Source organism: Stutzerimonas stutzeri (genome assembly GCF_002890895.1).
Taxonomy (GTDB): domain Bacteria; phylum Pseudomonadota; class Gammaproteobacteria; order Pseudomonadales; family Pseudomonadaceae; genus Stutzerimonas; species Stutzerimonas stutzeri_AB.
Genome location: NZ_POUL01000001.1, coordinates 422,080 through 441,196 on the forward strand (window position 1 = coordinate 422,080; position 19,117 = coordinate 441,196).

The following is a 19,117-nucleotide window of genomic DNA, read 5'->3' on the forward strand; positions in this document are numbered from 1 at the left end:
ATCATTACCTACTCGTAGCGCAGCGCTTCGGCCGGCTGTGTCTGCGCGGCCCGCCAAGCGGGATAGACCGTCGCCAGAAAACTGAGCAGCAGTGCCGCCAAGGTAACCAGCAAGACATCTTGTAGCCGCAGTTCAGACGGCAAGGTGCTGATGAAATACACATCCGAACTGAAGATGTGCTGTCCCGACACCTTTTCCAGCCAGGACACGAGAGCGCTCACGTTCATGGCGCCAATCACCCCCAGCACGGTCCCTATCAGGGTCCCGGTCAGACCGATGATGCTGCCCTGCACCATGAAGATCGCCATGATCTGCCGAGGCGTTGCACCCAAGGTACGCAGAATCGCGATATCCGCTCGTTTGTCGGCGACCACCATGATCAAGGTGGCGATGATATTGAACGCTGCGACCGCCACGATCAGCAAAAGCAGCAGACCGATCATGGTCTTTTCCATTTTCATCGCACTGAACAAGCTGCCCTGGGTAAGTGACCAGTCCTCGCCGCGGTACCCCTCACCTAGCCCGGCGACAAGCTCGCTTGCGATCTGGGGCGCCCGATAGAGATCTGCCAGCCTAACCCTGACGCCTTCGACCTGATTCGGCTGCCAACGAAGAATCTGAGCGGCATCTGCTCGGTGAATCATTGCCAAACTGCCATCCAGCTCAGCCCCGACTTTGAATACCCCAACGACGTTCAGGCGCTGCATTCGCGGCGTGATACCGCCAGGCGCATTGCTTAGCTCAGGCACAATGAGGGTGATCTTATCGCCCAGCTTCAGCCCAAAGCGACGCGCGGTCATCAACCCGAGGATCACGCCTGATTCTCCAGGTTCAAGGTCATCGAGGCCGCCAGCGACCATCTTCGTGCCAAGGATTGACACTTCACTTTCAGCCTGAGGATCGATGCCCTTGATTTCAATCGGCTGCATCGAGCCTCTGTAGGAAAGCATGCCTTCAAGCTGGGTAATTGGTGCCGTGCCGAGCACCCCCGGGTGCGCCTGTAGCTGCTGGGCCAGCGATTGCCAGTCATCCACTGGCCGCCCGTCACTGGCAATTACGGCATGCGGCACCATACCCAGGATGCGGTTGCTCATCTCGCGCTGGAATCCGTTCATGACGGACAGCACGATGATCATCGCCAGCACACCCAGCGACAAGCCGATCATGGACGTCAGAGAAATGAATGAGATGAAATGGTTTCGACGTTTGGCCCGCGTGTAGCGGCTGCCAATGAAGATACTGAGTGGCCTGAACATTAACCAGCCACCAACCGACCATCTTCCAGACGCAATATGTGATCCATCTGCCCCGCCAGCTGCGGATCGTGGGTGACAACAAGAAAGGCCGTACGCAGTGAGCTGCTCAACTCCAGCATGAGGTCCTGAATCCCTTGAGCAGTATGGTGATCAAGGTTGCCGGTTGGCTCATCGAGCAGCACCAGCGCCGGACGGTTCGCCAGCGCACGGGCGATCGCCACACGCTGACGCTCTCCCCCGGACAGCTCTGAAGGCTTATGCGCGAGTCGATGGCCCAGTCCGACACGCTGCAACAGTTCGCTGGCCCGCTTGCGCGCTTCCGGTATCGGCGTTTTGCCGATCAGCAGGGGCATACAGACATTTTCCAGAGCACTGAATTCAGGCAGCAGATGATGGAACTGATAGACGAACCCGAGCGCACGATTACGTAACAGGCCACGATCCTTTTCGCTGAGCGCAGAGAGTTCTTCTCCAGCCAGCCAGACGCTCCCGTCGCTAGGCGTATCCAGCCCGCCAAGCAGGTTGAGCAGCGTGCTCTTGCCGGAACCGGAAGTACCCACGATAGCGACCCGCTGGCCTGGAAACAGCTCCAGCTCGAGACCAGAAAGCACACTGACCGACTCCGGTCCCTGTTCGTAGCGTTTGCCCAGGTTGCGGCAGCTCAGTACCGCAGCCTCGTTCGCAGACCGTTCATTCATAGACAACTCACTCATATCGTAACGCCTCGGCCGGTTGCGTCCGGGCCGCACGCCACGCCGGATACAGGGTGGCGAAAAAGCTGAGAATCAATGCTGCTGCGCAGACTTGAACCACGTCGACGGTCATCAGTCGAGACGGCAGATAGTCGATGAAATAAACGTCTGCACTGAGAAACTTGTGCCCGATCAGCCGCTCTAGCGCGGCGACCCAGCTACTGACATTGAGCGCCGCGAAGATGCCCAGCAACGCACCCACCAGTGTACCTACGACACCAATCACGGTGCCCTGGACCATGAAGATCGCCATGATCTGCCGCGGCGTCGCGCCAAGCGTTCGCAGTATCGCGATATCTCCACGCTTATCGGTCACAACCATCACCAGCGTCGAAATGATATTGAAGGCTGCCACCGCGACGATCAGCAGCAGCAGCAGGCCGATCATGGCCTTTTCCATACGGATCGCCTGATAAAGGTTTCCGTGGGTCCGGGTCCAATCCCGCGAATAGAAGTCATCACCCAGCTGGCCCGCCAGCTCCCAGGCAATGCGCGGGGCCTGGAACAGGTCGACGAAACGCAGGCGCAGCCCCTGAACCTGATCCGGCTGCCAGCGATGCAGTCGTGCCAGATCGGAGATGTTGGCCATGGCCACATGACCATCAATCTCGCCCGCCCCCACATGAAAGATACCGCGGACGGTGAATCGCTTCATGCGAGGGAATACCCCAGCCGGCGTAACGGTGACCTCAGGGGCCACGAAGGTGACCTTGTCGCCGACAGCTACGCCCAAGGTGCTGGCGGCCTTATCACCGATAACAATGCCGAACTCGCCGGGCGCCAGCTCAGCCAACGCACCCTCACGAAAGAATTGACCCACTATGGATACTTCCGGCTCGATAATCGGGTCCACAGCGTTGATCAATATTTTGCTGACCTGCCCGCGATGAGTAAGCAGTCCTTGCATCTGTATGAACGGAGCAACAGCAGCGACTTGAGGATGCTTCATGAGCTGCTCGGCCACGGTCCGCCAGTCGTTGATTGGGGTTGAGCTTTCGACGGTAGCGTGAGGCACCATGCCCAATACGCGACTGCGCATTTCATGATCGAATCCATTCATCACCGATAGCACGACAATCATGACCAGCACACCGAGTGCCAGCCCGATCATGGACGTGAAGGAGATGAAGGAGACGAAGAGGCTGCGACGTCTGGCGCGTGTGTAGCGCGCCCCGATATACACGGACAGCGGTCTGAACATAAATCGTTGGGTTCGCTTTCGCTGGCGGGAAATAACAAGCTGAATGACGACGCCAAGCGGCCTGATACACTCAAGCCATCACTGCAGCTCAGGGATCGACATGCCCATAGAAGACACTGATGATCGCCGCGAATACTATCGTATCGAGGACATGATCGCACTGGAAATCCTGCCGCCGGAACACGCCGAAACAGTCTCAGGCGCGGGTTCGACGCAACGCTTTGCATTGCTCGGCGAACTTCACCAGCTAGACTTCGAAGCACAGCATCTGCTACGTCAGATAGCCGAAGGCAATCGCACACTGGCCAATTACCTGAAGGTACAGAACAAGCGTATCGACTTGATTGGCCAGGCGCTCGCTCAGGATCTACTGCAAGACCTCGAGCCTGCACGCGCCACCGTACTGTCAGAAGGCGGCATCAGTTTCGTCAACGACCAACCGCTTGACGTGGGCTCGACCTGGCTGCTGAAACTGGCGCTGATGCCCCAAGGCCTGGGTATGTTGCTAACCGCACGCGTGGCGAGCTGCCAAGCCCTCGAGAGCGGGCAATTTGCGATCGGAACGTCCTTCGAAGCACTGACTGATGCACAGCGACAACTGCTTGCACGACATATCCTGCAGAAACAGGCGGCGGAACGACGCCTGGCTCGTGAAAGCTCGCAAGGAACCTGATTGATGCGCCCTCTTCTGCTGCTACTGCTGATTACCAGCCTTAACGCGCCTGCAAACGCTGAAGACATCAAGATCCCGCTCGGCCAGCAAGGCCTGGTCAACCTCCCGCTCCCCAGCCGCGGGGACGCGAAAATCGATGTGCTTGATCATTTCGGTCTGGCCGATGAGGAACACCCGGCTGTTGGACAGCCACCGATCACTCGCTGGGATTACCGCGACTTTTCCGTCTATTTCGAGGGTAACCGGGTGATCGACAGCGTTGTCCATCCCCAACATCCTTCGTCATCACAACCAGAGAGACAACCGTGACGCTAATCTATGGCCACCGCGGCGCAAAGGGTGAGGCGCCTGAAAACACCCTGGCCAGTTTCAAACAGTGCCTCGCTCACGGCGTTCGTCGCTGCGAACTCGACCTGCATCTTTCCAAAGATGGTCAGCTGATGGTCATCCATGACCCGACGCTCAAGCGCACCACAGGAAGACGCGGCAAGGTCGTCGAGCATGATGCAGAAGAACTGACCCAATACGACGCGCGCCAGGGAGGCCCCAGCTGGAAACAGCCATGCCCCATACCGCGCCTAGAGGAGCTGTTCGAGGAGTGCGAATTCGAGCACTGGCAGCTGGAGGTAAAAAGTGCCTCGCGCGTTCGCGCCGCGCGCTCCGTATTGGCGATTAAAGCGCTAGCCGAACGTCATGGTTTGCTTGACCGGGTCACCGTGACATCAGGTTCGCGAGAGGTACTGCGCGCCTTGAAACGACTGACACCTGAGCTTTCCTGCGGCCTGGTCGCCGAATATGCCTGGCTCGACCCGCTGAAAGTGGCCAAGCAATATGATTGCTCGCTATTGGCACTGAAGTGGACCCTATGCACGCCCGAGCGAATCGCCAAAGCGCGTCAACTTGGCCTGCACGTCTCGGTCTGGACGGTGAACGATCCGGCCTTGATGCGTCGACTTGCAGATTTCGGTGTTGATAGCCTGATCACCGACTATCCCGGCCTCGCCGTGACGACGCTACGCAACGCGTAAAGCAAGGCCGCCATCACTGGCGGCCTGAAATCCTGCCCTAAAAACTTTCCCGATTTGGCCAACGCCACCCTCGTGTATCTTCCCCGACCGGCTCAGGCCACCGGTCGGAGCCGCTCAAAAAAGCCGGTTTAGCCCGTCGAAGGCGGCGACGCGGTAGGCCTCGGCCATGGTCGGGTAGTTGAAGGTTGTATTGATGAAATACTTGAGGGTGTTTGCCTCGCCCGGCTGGTTCATGATCGCCTGGCCAATATGGACAATTTCCGAAGCCTGATAGCCAAAGCAATGCACACCCAGTACCGCCAGCGTCTCGCGATGGAACAGGATTTTCAGCATACCGACCGGCTCGGCTGAAATCTGCGCACGTGCCATGCCCTTGAAGAACGCCTTGCCCACCTCGTACGGCACCTTCGCTTCAGTCAGTTCACGCTCGTTCTTGCCGATCGAACTGATCTCCGGAATGGTGTAGATACCGGTAGGCACATCATCGACGAAACGCCAGCTGTCGTTCTCCACGATACTGCCAGCCGCAGAACGCCCCTGGTCGTAAGCGGCGCTCGCCAGTGATGGCCAACCGATTACGTCGCCCGCCGCATAGATGTTGCCGACATCAGTTCGGTAATGCTCGTCGACTTTGATCTGACCGCGGCTGTTGACTTTAAGGCCAATATTTTCCAAGGCGAGCTTGTCGGTATTGCCGGTTCGACCGTTACACCAGAGGAAGGCATCGGCCTTGATCTTCTTGCCCGACTTCAGATGCAGGATCACGCCGTTGTCCACACCCTCAACGCGCTCATACTCCTCGTTATGACGGATAAGCACGTTGTTGTTGCGCAGGTGATAGCTGAGCGCATCGGAAATCTCGTCATCGAGGAAGCTGAGCAGCTGGTCACGATTGTCGATCAAGTCAACCAGCACACCGAGGCCGCTGAAGATCGATGCGTACTCGGAACCGATCACGCCTGCCCCGTAGATAATCAGACGACGCGGGGTATGGCTCAAGGTGAGAATAGTGTCGCTGTCGTAGACACGCGGGTGAGAAAAGTCGACATCATCAGGGCGATAGGGACGAGATCCAGTCGCGATGATGAACTGGTTGGCAACCAAAGTTTCAACCATCCCGTTAGCACTGACCACTTCCACGGTCTGCTCGTCAGCAAAGCTGGCGGTGCCAAAGAAGATATCAATGCGGTTACGCGCGTAATAGCCCGTACGGGAGGTGACCTGCTTGGCAATTACGCTTTCGGCACTCTTCAGGACGTCGGGAAACGAAAACCAACGAGGCTCACCGATCTGACGAAACAAAGGGTTGGTGTTGTACTGCATGATCTGCCGTACCGAGTGGCGCAGCGCCTTGGACGGGATGGTGCCCAGATGGGTCGAGTTACCACCCACGTGAGGCCTGCTGTCGACCACAGCGACCTTGCGCCCGGCCTTGACCGCGTTCATCGCCGCGCCTTCGCCGGCAGGGCCCGAGCCCAATATCACCACATCGTAATTGTAGACAGCCATATTCACCCCAGACCAGGCAGCAGGCAGCCCTGCCGCTGTTAACGAATTCGGGAAACCGGGTAGCGGAAGTTGCTTATCGGCGCGCCGCCAAGTGGCTCATTGCGCCGGTGGACGGTTTGCCTCGACCTTGCATGCAAAGACCAACGCTCGGGACACTGAATATCCCGAGCTTTCGATCAAGTCGGCTGTCAGCGTCTGGTCGCGTCGTACGCGAGATCTGCTTTATCACCGTGGCTCGCCTGTTCATTGACTTCTTCACACTTCTCACGGCTCCCACCGCAAATCGAACACTCTTTTTCAATGCCAAGATTGGCAATGCCCCCGCAGGAGCCGGCGATGGGCTTTCGACCCATGATCACGCCGATGGACATGCCGAACACCACCAGCAACATGACCAGAAAAACAATTAACCAAGTCATTCGCCTACTCCCACACCGAATAGCTCATCAAAGGCCTCAGTGCTTTTGCTAATGAATTCCTGTTCTTCACGAATTACGAAGAACGCCGCAATGCCTCGCTCCGTCGCGTACGCCAGACCACGCTCGGGGCCGAGCACCATTAATACAGTAGACAACCCATCTGCCCTCAATGTCGAGCGATCGACAACCGTCACGGCGGCCAGGTGATGATCGATCGGCGCGCCGGTTACCGGATCAAGCGTATGCGAATAACGCTTGCCGTCACGCTCGAAATAGTTGCGATAGTCGCCTGACGTGGACACTCCATAGCCATTGAGCTCGACAATCCGCTGGGCTACTCGCTCATTGTCATGCGGCGCCTCGATTGCAATTCGCCAGGGCGCCCCATCGGGCTTACGGCCAAGCGCTTTGAGCTCTCCAGTGATCTCGACGAGGTAACGACGAACGCCGGAAGCCTCCAGGTTGGCGGTTACCCGTTCCACTGCGTAGCCGGCAGCGATGCTATTGAAATCAACCTGTACGGCTACATCCTTGCAAAGCTGTTCGCCATCAATCCGAATATGCTGATGCCCCATGTTTTCTCGAGCCGCGGCGATCTCGTCGGCAGAAGGCACCCGCTCGCCGGTTCCATGGGGACCGAAGCCCCAGAGATCAAGCAAGGGTTCTACCGTCAGATCAAAAGCGCCTGCGCTTTCCTTCGAGAGCTGCTGGCCGGCGCGAAAAAGCTCGAGAACCTCGCCGGGCATGGCCATGCACGCGCCGGCAGGTAGCGCATTGAACGTCTCGATATCCGAGTCGGCACGGTAGGTCGACATCTGGCTGTCGATCTTGGCCAGAATTGCCTCCGTCTCGTCTCGTAACTGCTCTTTGGAAACAGCGGCGTCATCGGCCACATACTTCACAGAATAAGTGCTGCCCATGGTGGGCCCGCCGAAACTTTCTACCTTGTCCTGAAACAGACAGCCCGTCAGGGCTGCCGCCAGGGCGGCAACGATGACGGGCTGAAGTAACGCATGGGTCATACTATCCGCCGAAGTCGTCGAGAAGGATGTTCTCCGGTTCGACGCCGAGGTCGGTGAGCATCTTGATCACCGAGGCATTCATCATTGGCGGGCCGCACATGTAGAACTCACAGTCCTCAGGCGCCGGATGGTCCTTAAGATAGTTCTCGTACAGCACGTTGTGAATGAAGCCAGTCGGACCTTCCCAGTTGTCTTCAGGTTGCGGGTCGGACAATGCAAGATGCCACTGGAAGTTGTCGTTCTCGGACTGCAGCTGATCGTATTCTTCGACGTAGAAGGCCTCGCGCATCGAGCGCGCGCCGTACCAGAAACTCATCTTGCGCTTGGATTTCAAACGCTTGAGCTGGTCGAAGATGTGAGAACGCATGGGCGCCATACCCGCACCGCCGCCGATGAAGACCATTTCCGCGTCGGTGTCTTTGGCGAAGAACTCGCCGAACGGTCCGTACACGGTCACTTTGTCACCAGGCTTCAGGCTGAAGACCCAAGAGGACATCTGGCCAGGCGGCAGATCATCTTTGCCTGGGGGTGGCGAAGCGATACGGATGTTGAACTTGACCAGCCCCACTTCCTCCGGGTAGTTCGCCATGGAGTACGCACGAATCACGGTCTCCTCGACCTTCGACACATACTTCCATTGGTTGAACTTGTCCCAGTCGCCGCGATATTCCTCTTGGATATCGAAGTCCTTGTAACGGACTTCATGAGGCGGGCATTCCAACTGCACATAACCACCCGCACGGAAGTCTACGTTCTCGCCTTCCGGCAGCTTCAAGGTGAGTTCCTTGATGAAGGTCGCCACGTTGGGGTTGGACAGAACCGTGCATTCCCATTTCTTGACGCCGAACACTTCTTCCGGGACTTCGATCTGCATGTTTGCCTTGACCGGCGTCTGGCAGGACAAGCGCCAGCCTTCCCCAGCTTCACGACGGGTGAAGTGAGACTCCTCCGTCGGCAGCATCTCTCCGCCACCGCTTTCGACGATGCACTTGCACTGCGCGCAGGTACCACCGCCGCCGCAGGCAGACGACAGGAAGATATTGTTGGCCGCCAAGGTTTGCAGCAATTTGCCGCCAGCAGGGACCGTAATGGTGCGTTCGCCGTTGATCTCGATGCTCACGTCGCCGCTGGAGACCAGCTTGGCGCGCGCCGCGAGGATGATCACAACCAGTGCAAGCACGATGGCGGTGAACATGCCGATGGCGAGGAAAATTTCGTAACTCATCAGTTCATCCCGTCCTTACAGCTGTACGCCAGAGAAAGACATGAAGCCCAGCGACATCAGTCCGATGGTGATGAAGGTGATCCCGAGGCCCTGAAGGCCTTCCGGCACATCGCTGTACTTGAGCTTTTCGCGAATGCCGGCAAGCAAGGCGATAGCAAGCGCCCAGGACAACCCCGAACCCATGCCATAGACCACACTTTCAGCCAGGTTGTAATCGCGCTCTACCATGAACAGCGTGCCACCCATGATGGCGCAGTTCACGGTGATCAACGGCAGGAACACGCCCAGCGCGTTGTAGAGGCTGGGTACGTACTTGTCGAGGGTCATCTCCAGGATCTGAACGATCGCCGCGATTACGCCGATGTAGCTCAGCAGGCCGAGGAAGCTCAAATCGACTTCCGGCAGGCCAGCCCAGGACAACGCACCGGCCTTCAGCAGGTAGGTGTAGATCAGGTTGTTGGCTGGAACGGTGATGGCCTGCACCACGATGACCGCGATACCCAGACCGATAGCCGTTTCGACCTTCTTCGAGATTGCGATGAAGGTACACATGCCAAGGAAGAACGCCAGGGCCATGTTCTCGATGAACACGGCACGGACGAACAGGCTGATGTAGTGTTCCATTAATAAGCCTCCTTGTTCGAGACCTGAGGCGCCATCTTGAAGGACGGCTTCTCGACCTGTTCCCGCTTCCAGCTACGGATGCCCCAGATGAACAGACCGATCAGGAAGAACGCAGAAGGCGGCAACAACAGCAGGCCATTCGGCAGATACCAGCCACCGTCATTGACGACGGGAAGAATGGTGTAGCCCATCAATTTACCCGCACCGAACAGCTCGCGAATGATCCCGAGCGCGATCAGCATGGCGCTGTAACCCAGGCCGTTGCCGAGCCCGTCAAAGAACGAAAGCACCGGCGGGTTCTGCATGGCAAACGCCTCGGCCCGACCCATCACGATACAGTTGGTGATGATAAGACCGACGAAGACCGAGAGCTGCTTGGACAAGGAGAACGCGTAAGCCTTGAGCACCTGATCGACCAGAATAACTAGTGACGCAATGATCACCATCTGCACGATCATGCGGATCGAACCAGGAATCTGGCTGCGGATCATCGAGATGAACAGGTTGGAGAATGCCACAACCAGTGTCAGCGCGATGGACATGACCAACGCTGTCTTCAAGTTGGAGGTAACCGCCAACGCCGAGCAGATACCAAGGATCTGCAGGCCGATGGGGTTGTTGTTGAAGACCGGATTTAACAGGACTTCCTTAATAGTAGGTTGCGACATACTCAAGCCTCCCCAGCGCGCAGGTTAGCGATAAAAGGACCGAAGCCGTTCTCACCGAGCCAGAAGTGCAACAGATTGTTGACCCCATTACTGGTCAGCGTTGCGCCGGCCAGTGCATCGACCTGATGGTCGGCTTTCGGGCTCTGCGGATCGACTCCACCTTTGACGATCTGAATCGCCAGCTCTCCATCCTCGTTGTACAGCTCCTTGCCTTCCCAGAGGCTGCGCCACTTGGGATTGTCGACTTCACCACCCAGGCCTGGTGTTTCACCGTGCTGGTAGAAGCCGAGGCCCGCCACGGTATTCAGATCCTCCTGAAGGGCAAGGAAACCGTAGAGCGTCGACCAAAGACCATAGCCACGCACAGGCAGCACCAGGGTATCCAGCTCTCCCTCGGTTTCGACGATATACACGACGCTGTACTTCTCGCGACGCTTGATCGAAGCGATGTCCTGCTCTGGAGGCAGTGCATCGGACAGCTGTGGGTCCTTCGCAGCAACCAGCGGGTCGAAGGTATTCGGATCGAACTCGTCGCTGAACTTGCCAGTTTCGAGATTGACCAGCTTGGCGACAATGCGCTCTTTATACAGCGCCTTCACCTCGGCGCCGGACATACCGGCCTCACCGAGCCCGGCAATCGCTAGAATGCTGCGCTGCTTGTCGAGCTGACGGTTCTCCAGCTGTGTCGGACGTAGTGCGACAGCCGCACCGGCAACAAATACCGAGCACACCAGACAAACCAGCAGGGCCACTATCAGCGTACGGACAGTGGATTCTTTTTGACTAGACATTGCGCGCCAGCCTCCGCTTGATATTGGCCTGGATGACGAAGTGGTCAATCAAGGGAGCACAGAGGTTGGCAAATAGAATTGCCAGCATCATGCCCTCAGGGAAGGCCGGGTTGACTACACGGATCAGCACCACCATCACACCGATGAAAATGCCATAGACCCACTTACCGGTATTGGTCATCGCAGCCGACACGGGGTCGGTGGTCATGTAGATCAGACCGAAGGCGAAACCACCCACCACCATGTGCCAGTACCAAGGCATGGCGAACAATGGATTGCTGTCCGAACCGATCAGATTGAACAACGAGCTCAGTGCGATCATGCCGATCATGGTGCCGGCAACGATACGCATCGACGCAATTTTGGTCATCAGCAGTACCGCGCCGCCAATGAAGATAGCCAGCGTACTGGTTTCGCCCAGCGAACCATGAATGGTGCCGACAAAGGCGTCCATCCAGGTGATACCGCTTTCCACAACGTTTTCTATGCCACCGGCAAAACCGAGGCTAAGAGCAGTGGCGCTGGCATAGCCGTCGACTGCAGTCCAAACCGCGTCGCCGGACATTTGTGCCGGGTAGGCGAAGAACAGGAACGCACGACCAGTCAGAGCAGGGTTGAGGAAATTCTTACCGGTGCCGCCAAAGATTTCCTTACCGATAACGATACCGAAGCTGATACCCAGTGCGACCTGCCAAAGCGGGATGCTAGGCGGCAGCGTAAGCGCGAACAGGACCGAGGTAACGAAGAAGCCCTCGTTGACCTCATGCTTGCGGATCGAAGCGAAAAGCACTTCCCAGAAGCCACCGACGATGAAGGTGACCGCATAAACCGGCAGGAAGTACGCTGCGCCCTGGATAAAGTTATCCCACGCACTGGTTGGATCGAAACCCGCCAACGCACTGATCAGTGCAAACTGCCAGCCTTCCTGTACGGCAAGCAGATCAGGGCTTTGTGCGTAGATCAGGTTGGCCTGATAACCGGTGTTCCACATACCAAAGAACATGGCCGGAAAGGTGCAGAGCCAGACGGTAATCATCATCCGCTTCAGGTCAATGCCATCACGCACATGAGCAGTGGTCTTGGTAACGCTGCCCGGACGATAGAGGAAGGTGTCCGCCGCTTCGTAGAGCGCGTACCACTTCTCGTACTTGCCGCCCTTTTCGAAGTTGTGCTCGATCTTGTCGAGGAATTCGCGAATGCCCATGCCTTAACCCTCCTTCTCGATACGGGTCAGATTGTCTCGCAGGATCGGGCCGTACTCGTACTTGCCGGCACAGACGTAAGTGCACAACGCCAGGTCTTCTTCATCGAGCTCGAGGCAACCCAGTTTCTGCGCAACCTCCGTATCTCCAACGATCAGCGAGCGCAGCAGCTGGGTTGGAAGAATGTCGAGCGGCATTACCTCCTCGTAGTTGCCAACCGGCACCATGGCGCGCGGGCTGCCGTTGGTGGAGGTTGAGAAAGCAAACTTCTTGCCGCCCATCAACTTGGAGATGTAGATATTGAGGATCGAGTGCTTGTCGCTACCGGCACGCAGGTAGTGCAGCATTTCCCGCTCCTTGCCTTCGCGCAGACAGGACACCTGCTGGTGATAGCGACCTAGAAAGGCAAAAGCGCCATGCGCTGTACGGCCGCCCAGGACAGACCCGGACACGACACGGTTTGCGCCAGGCTGCAGCTCGCCGGCGGTCAGTTCATCAAGATTGGCGCCCAGGCGAGTGCGTACCAGACGCGGGGTTTCTACGACCGGGCCGGCCAACGAGACCACACGCTCCACCGAAAGCTTACCGGTCAGAAACAGCGCACCGATCGCAATCACATCCTGATAACCGACCGTCCACACGCTTTTGGTGGCGCTTACTGGATCCAGGAAATGGATATGCGTGCCAGCTAGACCCGCAGGATGCGGACCAGCAAAGCGCTCAGTCTGAACCTTGGCAACCTGTTCGCCGGGCAGCGAAGCGCCATCGGCCTTGCACAGAAATAGCTTACCCAGATTGCCAAGAACCTTGAGCCCTGCTTCGAAATCAGCGGCCCGCTCCGCAATGATCACTGCTGGGTCGGCAGCCAACGGGTGAGTATCAATGGCAGTGACAAAGATTGAGCTCGGCACGGCATCGATAGCCGGAACTTTGCTATACGGACGAGTGCGCAACGCAGCCCAGAGACCGGCTTGCTGCAAATTCTCACGGACCTTCTCGTCACCCAGGCCTTCCAGCTCGGTCGAACCGTACTGGTTGAAAGTTAGCTCTTCGGTGCCCTCCAAATCGACGACTACCGATTGCAGGACGCGCTTTTCGCCACGGTGTATCGCGCTTACAACACCCGCACCGGGGGCGGTGAAGTGGACGCCAGGTATCTTCTTGTCGGAAAACAATACCTGACCCAGTTTCACGCGATCACCGACCTGAACTTCCATGGTCGGTTTCATGCCAGGGTAGTCAAACCCTACTACGGCGACGCTTCGCACGGGCCTTCCGGCCTCGATACGCTGCGCCGGCGCACCTGCAATGGGCAAATCTAGCCCACGTTTAATATTGATCATCGGCTCGCCTAACCACTGATTTTGAAAGACTTTTTTACAGGCCCAGCGATTTAGCTGAAGGTCGAATTGCACGACGCGCACCAAAAATATATTGGCGCGACGCTATGCCACGGGCCCAGGTAGAAATCCGCCCGATTATAGAGGCCGCGACACGTGACTGACCACCCAAGGCCTTCCAATTTTTTGACTGAAGACAAGCGGTCATCCGCAACCGACTATTGACGCTTCGCCTGCAAGCACAATGAATACGGCATACGCGGCGAGCTAAAAAATGAAAAACGGGAGCCGAAGCTCCCGTTTTGTCTGCAGTGCTAGCTGCCTGTTAGCGTGGAAACGCAGGTGGGTTTACGCCCGCCATGTCTTCCATTACGCGCACCACCTGACAGCTGTAGCCGAACTCGTTGTCGTACCAGACATACAGAACGACACGGTTGTCGCTGCAGATCGTTGCCTCGGCATCCACTACGCCTGCGTGACGAGAGCCTACGAAATCGCTTGAAACAACCTCCTGCGAATTAACGAAGTCGATCTGCTTCTGCAGGTCCGAATGCATGGCCATCTGGCGCAGGTACTCGTTAATTTCTTCGCGGTTCGTTGCCTTTTCCAGGTTCAGATTGAGAATCGCCATGGAAACGTTCGGCGTCGGAACGCGAATGGCGTTGCCGGTCAGCTTGCCCTTGAGCACCGGCAGCGCCTTGGCGGCAGCTGTCGCAGCACCCGTTTCGGTGATGACCATGTTCAGCGCAGCGCTACGACCACGACGACTGCCTTTATGGAAGTTGTCGATCAAGTTCTGGTCGTTGGTGTAGGAATGCACAGTCTCGACATGACCATTCACGATGCCGTACTGGTCATTGACCGCCTTCAACACCGGCACGATTGCGTTGGTGGTGCAGGACGCCGCAGAAACAATCTTGTCGTCAGCCGTGATCTCGCCATGGTTGATGCCATGAACGATGTTCTTCAACTCGCCCTTGCCAGGCGCAGTCAGCACAACACGGGCAACACCCGGGCACTTGAGGTGCTGGCTGAGACCCTCGGCGTCGCGCCATTTACCGGTGTTGTCGACCAGCAGAGCGTTTTCGATGCCGTACTCGGTGTAATCCACCGAGGCAGGATCGTTCGAATAGATCACCTGAATCAGGTTGCCATTGGCAGTGATAGTGTTGTTTTCGGCGTCGATGTGGATGGTGCCTTCGAACGGACCATGCACCGAATCGCGGCGCAGCAGGCTGGCGCGCTTGACCAGATCGTTGTCAGCCCCCTTGCGCACGACAATGGCACGCAGACGCAGGCCATCGCCGCCGCCCGTCTTTTCAATCAGGATGCGGGCGAGCAAGCGACCGATCCGACCGAAACCATAGAGCACGACGTCGGTGCCCTTGTGGACGCCGGTGGTGTTGCGCTTGCCAGCGACTTCAGCCAGCTCGTCACGCACGAACTGGTCAAGGCTGCGACCGTTCCCCTCGGCCTTGAACTTCCCCACGACTTTACCCAGGTCCACCGAAGCGGCACCCAGGTCCATCTGGCTCATGGTGGTAAGAATCTGATGAGTTTCATTGACGCACAGCTCGGCTTCGTCGGCCTGACGGTGACGCGCAAAACGATGAGCTTTGAGCAGTGCGATGACCGAACGGTTGATCAACCCACGGCCATAGATGGAAGTCACCACGTTGTTGTTACGATACAGCTGACCAATCAGCGGAATCATCGCTTCGGCGAGGGCTTCTCGATCAATCCATTCACCAAGACACTGGTCGGGCTTCTGAGTCACGGGCAGTTCCTTCCAACATGTAGGGGCTGAGAAAAAGGGCTACATTATGCCGCCGCACCCTAGCGTCGGCAATCTGTGCAGCCGAAACACTGACAGCGTTCCGCGCGGATAGTTACAATCCCGGCGGTCCATTTTTTATCGACCGGAGCCACGCCCACTCGTGTCCGTATTGCGCCTTCCGCCCATGCCTGCCGCCAGCGGCAAGCAAACCTGGGGCAACCTTCCTGGAGCTGCGCTGAGCCTGGCCATTGCCGAAGCCGCCAGCAACGCAGATCGATTCACTCTCCTCCTGACCGCCGACAGCCAGAGCGCCGAACGCCTGCAGGAAGAGCTTGCCTTCTTTGCGCCCGACTTGCCGGTTCTGCACTTTCCCGACTGGGAGACGCTGCCCTATGACGTTTTTTCACCGCATCAGGACATCATTTCCCAACGGATCGCAGCGCTCTATCAGCTGCCAGAGCTGACTCACGGAGTTCTGGTAGTTCCCATTACCACAGCGCTACACAAACTCGCCCCGAAGCGTTTTTTGCTCGGTTCCAGTCTGGTACTGGATGTCGGCCAGAAACTCGATGTCGAGCAGATGCGTGCCCGCCTCGAAGCGGCCGGCTATCGCTGCGTCGATACGGTGTACGAGCATGGCGAGTTTGCAGTGCGCGGCGCGCTGATCGACCTGTTCCCGATGGGCAGCCCCCTGCCCTACCGTATCGACCTGTTCGACGACGAAATCGAAACGCTGCGCACCTTCGATCCGGAAAACCAGCGATCCATCGACAAGGTCGAGTCGATCCGCCTGCTGCCAGCTCGCGAATTCCCGCTGAAGAAGGAGTCGGTCACTGGCTTCCGCGCGCGCTTCCGTGAACGCTTCGATGTGGATTTCCGCCGTTGCCCGGTCTACCAGGATCTGTCCACCGGCATCACCCCGGCCGGGATCGAGTACTACCTGCCGCTGTTCTTCGACGAGACCTCGACACTGTTCGATTACTTGCCGGAGGACACCCAGGTGTTTTCGCTGCCGGGTATCGAGCAGGCCGCGGAGCACTTCTGGAAAGACGTACGTACTCGCTACGAAGAGCGTCGCGTCGACCCTGAGCGGCCATTGTTGCCGCCGGCCGAATTGTTCATGGCCGTCGAGGATTGCTTCGCTCACCTGAAGCTGTGGCCTCGCATCGTGGCCAGCCAGGACGATGTGGAAAGCGGCATCGGCCGCGAGCGCTTTGCCGCCAGTCGCTTCCCGGAACTGGCGATCGATGCCAAGGCCAGCGAGCCGCTCGGTGCGCTTCGCCGTTTCCTCGATGAGTTTCCCGGTCGCGTACTTTTCACCGCCGAATCGGCTGGTCGCCGTGAAGTCCTGCTGGAGCTACTGGCGCGACTGAAGCTACGCCCGCTGGAAGTTTCAGGCTGGCCGCAGTTTGTCGAAAGTGGTGAGCGTTTAGCCATCTCGATCGCACCATTGGACGACGGCCTGCTTTTGCAGGATCCGGCTATCGCGCTCATCGCGGAAAGCCCGCTGTTCGGCCAACGCATCATGCAGCGTCGTCGGCGTGAAAAAGGTCGTGATGCCGGCGAGAACGTCATCAAGAACCTCACCGAACTGCGCGAAGGTGCGCCGGTGGTGCATATCGACCACGGTGTCGGTCGTTATCACGGCCTGGTCACGCTGGAAATCGAAGGCCAGGCCGCCGAATTCCTCATGCTGCAGTACGCCGAGGACGCCAAGCTCTACGTGCCGGTCTCCAGCCTGCACCTGATTGCCCGCTACACCGGCAGTGACGACGCCCTCGCCCCGCTGCACCGCCTGGGTTCGGAAACCTGGCAAAAAGCCAAGCGCAAGGCCGCCGAACAGGTTCGCGATGTCGCTGCGGAGCTGCTCGACATTTATGCCCGCCGCGCCGCACGCGAAGGCTACGCCTTCGAAGATCCGCAGCTGGACTACGAAACATTCAGCGCTGGCTTCCCTTTCGAAGAAACGCCGGACCAGCAGGCCGCCATCGAAGCCGTACGTCACGACATGCTTGCGCCCAAGCCCATGGACCGCCTTATCTGCGGCGATGTGGGCTTCGGCAAGACCGAAGTCGCCATGCGAGCGGCATTCATCGCGGTGCACAGCGGCCGTCAAGTGGCGGTGCTGGTGCCCACCACCCTGCTCGCCCAGCAGCACTACAACAGCTTCCGTGACCGTTTCGCCGACTGGCCGGTGCGCGTCGAAGTGATGAGCCGCTTCAAGTCAGCCAAGGAGATTCAGGCCGCGGTCGACCAGTTGGCCGAAGGCAAAGTCGACATCCTCATCGGCACCCACAAGCTGCTGCAAGACGATGTGAAGTTCACCAACCTGGGCCTTGTGATCATCGATGAGGAACACCGCTTCGGGGTGCGCCAGAAGGAACAGCTCAAGGCGCTGCGCAGTGAAGTAGACATTCTGACCCTGACCGCCACGCCGATTCCGCGCACGCTGAACATGGCCGTCGCGGGGATGCGCGATCTGTCCATCATCGCCACGCCGCCGGCGCGTCGACTGTCAGTACGCACCTTTGTCATGGAGCAGCAAAACTCCGTGATCAAAGAGGCGCTACTGCGCGAGCTGTTGCGCGGCGGCCAGGTCTATTACCTGCACAACGATGTGAAAACGATCGAGAAGTGCGCCGCTGATCTCGCCGAACTGGTCCCGGAAGCGCGCATCGGCGTAGGTCACGGGCAGATGCGCGAGCGCGAGCTCGAACAGGTGATGGGCGACTTCTACCACAAGCGCTTTAACGTGCTGATCGCCTCGACCATTATTGAAACGGGCATCGACGTACCGAGCGCCAACACCATCATCATCGAACGTGCCGACAAGTTCGGTCTGGCCCAGCTGCACCAGCTCCGCGGCCGGGTCGGCCGGAGCCACCACCAGGCCTATGCCTACCTGCTGACGCCGCCACGCAAGGCCATGACGCCCGACGCTGAAAAGCGCCTGGAAGCCATCGCCAATGCGCAGGATCTCGGGGCTGGATTCGTCCTCGCCACCCACGATCTGGAGATTCGCGGCGCGGGCGAGTTGCTTGGCGATGGTCAGAGCGGGCAAATCCAGGCGGTCGGCTTCACCCTCTATATGGAAATGCTCGAGCGCGCGGTCAAATCCATTCAGAAAGGTGAACAGCCGAACCTCGACCAGCCGCTCGGCGGCGGCCCGGAAATCAACCTGCGCGTTCCGGCGCTCATCCCGGAAGATTATCTGCCGGATGTGCATGCACGCCTGATTCTCTACAAGCGCATCGCCAATGCTGCCGATGAGAACGGCCTGCGCGAACTGCAAGTGGAGATGATCGATCGGTTCGGACTGCTGCCGGAGCCGGCCAAGCACCTGGTCAGGTTGACCTTGCTCAAGTTGCAGGCCGCCAGCCTCGGTATCACCAAGATCGACGCAGGGCCCCAAGGCGGACGTATCGAGTTCGCCGCGGACACCAGTGTCGACCCGATGGTGCTGATCAAACTGATCCAGAGCCAGCCCAACCGCTACAAGTTCGAAGGCGCCACGATGTTCAAGTTTCAGGTGCCGATGGAGCGTGCCGAGGAGCGCTTCAACACGCTTGAAGCGCTCCTCGAACGTTTGTCTGCGGATAAGCCTTAACGATGTCGATAACACCCGTGCTC

Annotated in this window: 17 protein-coding genes; 4 read left to right on the forward strand and 13 right to left on the reverse strand. The window is 58.2% G+C overall.

The window, feature by feature from the left end:
• Positions 1–8: 8 nt before the first annotated feature.
• The 3 genes from CXK96_RS02010 to CXK96_RS02020 are packed head-to-tail and all read right to left on the reverse strand — an operon-like array spanning position 9 to position 3,209.
• Positions 9–1,256: a lipoprotein-releasing ABC transporter permease subunit gene (locus CXK96_RS02010; protein ID WP_102834823.1), complete on the reverse strand. Its 1,248-nt coding sequence runs from the start codon at positions 1,254–1,256 to the stop codon at positions 9–11.
• Positions 1,256–1,969 (reverse strand): lipoprotein-releasing ABC transporter ATP-binding protein LolD, encoded by a 714-nt coding sequence (gene lolD, locus CXK96_RS02015; protein WP_418952664.1) that lies wholly within the window; start codon positions 1,967–1,969, stop codon positions 1,256–1,258. The genes CXK96_RS02010 and lolD overlap by 1 nt, the downstream gene beginning before the upstream one ends.
• Positions 1,962–3,209: a lipoprotein-releasing ABC transporter permease subunit gene (locus CXK96_RS02020; protein WP_102834825.1), complete on the reverse strand. Its 1,248-nt coding sequence runs from the start codon at positions 3,207–3,209 to the stop codon at positions 1,962–1,964. Before CXK96_RS02020 ends, lolD begins: the two co-directional genes overlap by 8 nt.
• A 100-nt stretch (positions 3,210–3,309) precedes the next feature.
• Here CXK96_RS02020 and CXK96_RS02025 point away from each other — a divergent pair, with 100 nt between their 5' ends.
• From CXK96_RS02025 to CXK96_RS02035, 3 genes are read left to right on the forward strand one after another with little or no spacing between them, the layout of a single operon-like run.
• Positions 3,310–3,882 carry a PilZ domain-containing protein gene (locus CXK96_RS02025; protein ID WP_102834826.1) on the forward strand — a complete coding sequence of 191 codons (573 nt, stop codon included), beginning with the start codon at positions 3,310–3,312 and terminating at the stop codon, positions 3,880–3,882.
• A 3-nt stretch (positions 3,883–3,885) separates the two neighbouring features.
• On the forward strand, positions 3,886–4,191 hold the full coding sequence (locus tag CXK96_RS02030) for a phosphodiesterase (RefSeq protein ID WP_102834827.1): 306 nt from the start codon (positions 3,886–3,888) through the stop codon (positions 4,189–4,191).
• On the forward strand, positions 4,188–4,910 hold the full coding sequence (locus tag CXK96_RS02035; RefSeq protein ID WP_102834828.1) for a glycerophosphodiester phosphodiesterase: 723 nt from the start codon (positions 4,188–4,190) through the stop codon (positions 4,908–4,910). Before CXK96_RS02030 ends, CXK96_RS02035 begins: the two co-directional genes overlap by 4 nt.
• A 114-nt stretch (positions 4,911–5,024) precedes the next feature.
• Here CXK96_RS02035 and sthA read toward each other — a convergent pair whose 3' ends face one another.
• The 10 genes from sthA to CXK96_RS02085 form a co-directional block, all read right to left on the reverse strand.
• A complete protein-coding gene (sthA, locus tag CXK96_RS02040) occupies positions 5,025–6,419 on the reverse strand; it encodes a Si-specific NAD(P)(+) transhydrogenase (protein ID WP_102834829.1) in 1,395 nt (464 codons plus the stop codon).
• Between the two features lie 188 nt (positions 6,420–6,607).
• Positions 6,608–6,838 carry a (Na+)-NQR maturation NqrM gene (gene nqrM, locus CXK96_RS02045; protein WP_102834830.1) on the reverse strand — a complete coding sequence of 77 codons (231 nt, stop codon included), beginning with the start codon at positions 6,836–6,838 and terminating at the stop codon, positions 6,608–6,610.
• Entirely contained in the window at positions 6,835–7,860 is a 1,026-nt protein-coding gene (locus tag CXK96_RS02050) for an FAD:protein FMN transferase (protein WP_102834831.1), read from the reverse strand. Before CXK96_RS02050 ends, nqrM begins: the two co-directional genes overlap by 4 nt.
• Before the next feature lies 1 nt (position 7,861).
• The gene (gene nqrF / locus CXK96_RS02055) at positions 7,862–9,088 is read right to left on the reverse strand and encodes an NADH:ubiquinone reductase (Na(+)-transporting) subunit F (protein ID WP_178114644.1); all 1,227 of its coding nucleotides are present in this window, start codon (positions 9,086–9,088) and stop codon (positions 7,862–7,864) included.
• Positions 9,089–9,100: 12 nt separating this feature from the next.
• Positions 9,101–9,709 carry an NADH:ubiquinone reductase (Na(+)-transporting) subunit E gene (gene nqrE / locus CXK96_RS02060; RefSeq protein WP_102834833.1) on the reverse strand — a complete coding sequence of 203 codons (609 nt, stop codon included), beginning with the start codon at positions 9,707–9,709 and terminating at the stop codon, positions 9,101–9,103.
• Entirely contained in the window at positions 9,709–10,383 is a 675-nt protein-coding gene (locus tag CXK96_RS02065; RefSeq protein ID WP_178114591.1) for an NADH:ubiquinone reductase (Na(+)-transporting) subunit D, read from the reverse strand. The genes nqrE and CXK96_RS02065 overlap by 1 nt, the downstream gene beginning before the upstream one ends.
• The gene (locus tag CXK96_RS02070) at positions 10,380–11,168 is read right to left on the reverse strand and encodes a Na(+)-translocating NADH-quinone reductase subunit C (protein ID WP_102834835.1); all 789 of its coding nucleotides are present in this window, start codon (positions 11,166–11,168) and stop codon (positions 10,380–10,382) included. The genes CXK96_RS02065 and CXK96_RS02070 overlap by 4 nt, the downstream gene beginning before the upstream one ends.
• A complete protein-coding gene (locus CXK96_RS02075) occupies positions 11,161–12,372 on the reverse strand; it encodes an NADH:ubiquinone reductase (Na(+)-transporting) subunit B (protein ID WP_102834836.1) in 1,212 nt (403 codons plus the stop codon). Before CXK96_RS02075 ends, CXK96_RS02070 begins: the two co-directional genes overlap by 8 nt.
• Positions 12,373–12,375: 3 nt before the next feature.
• A complete protein-coding gene (locus tag CXK96_RS02080) occupies positions 12,376–13,713 on the reverse strand; it encodes a Na(+)-translocating NADH-quinone reductase subunit A (RefSeq protein ID WP_102834837.1) in 1,338 nt (445 codons plus the stop codon).
• A gap of 322 nt (positions 13,714–14,035) precedes the next feature.
• Positions 14,036–15,487, reverse strand: a complete 1,452-nt coding sequence (locus CXK96_RS02085; RefSeq protein WP_102834838.1) for a glyceraldehyde-3-phosphate dehydrogenase — start codon at positions 15,485–15,487, stop codon at positions 14,036–14,038.
• 160 nt (positions 15,488–15,647) lie between these two features.
• On the opposite strand from CXK96_RS02085, the gene mfd reads away from it, so the two are divergent.
• Entirely contained in the window at positions 15,648–19,094 is a 3,447-nt protein-coding gene (gene mfd / locus CXK96_RS02090) for a transcription-repair coupling factor (RefSeq protein WP_102834839.1), read from the forward strand.
• The last annotated feature ends 23 nt before the right edge of the window (positions 19,095–19,117 follow it).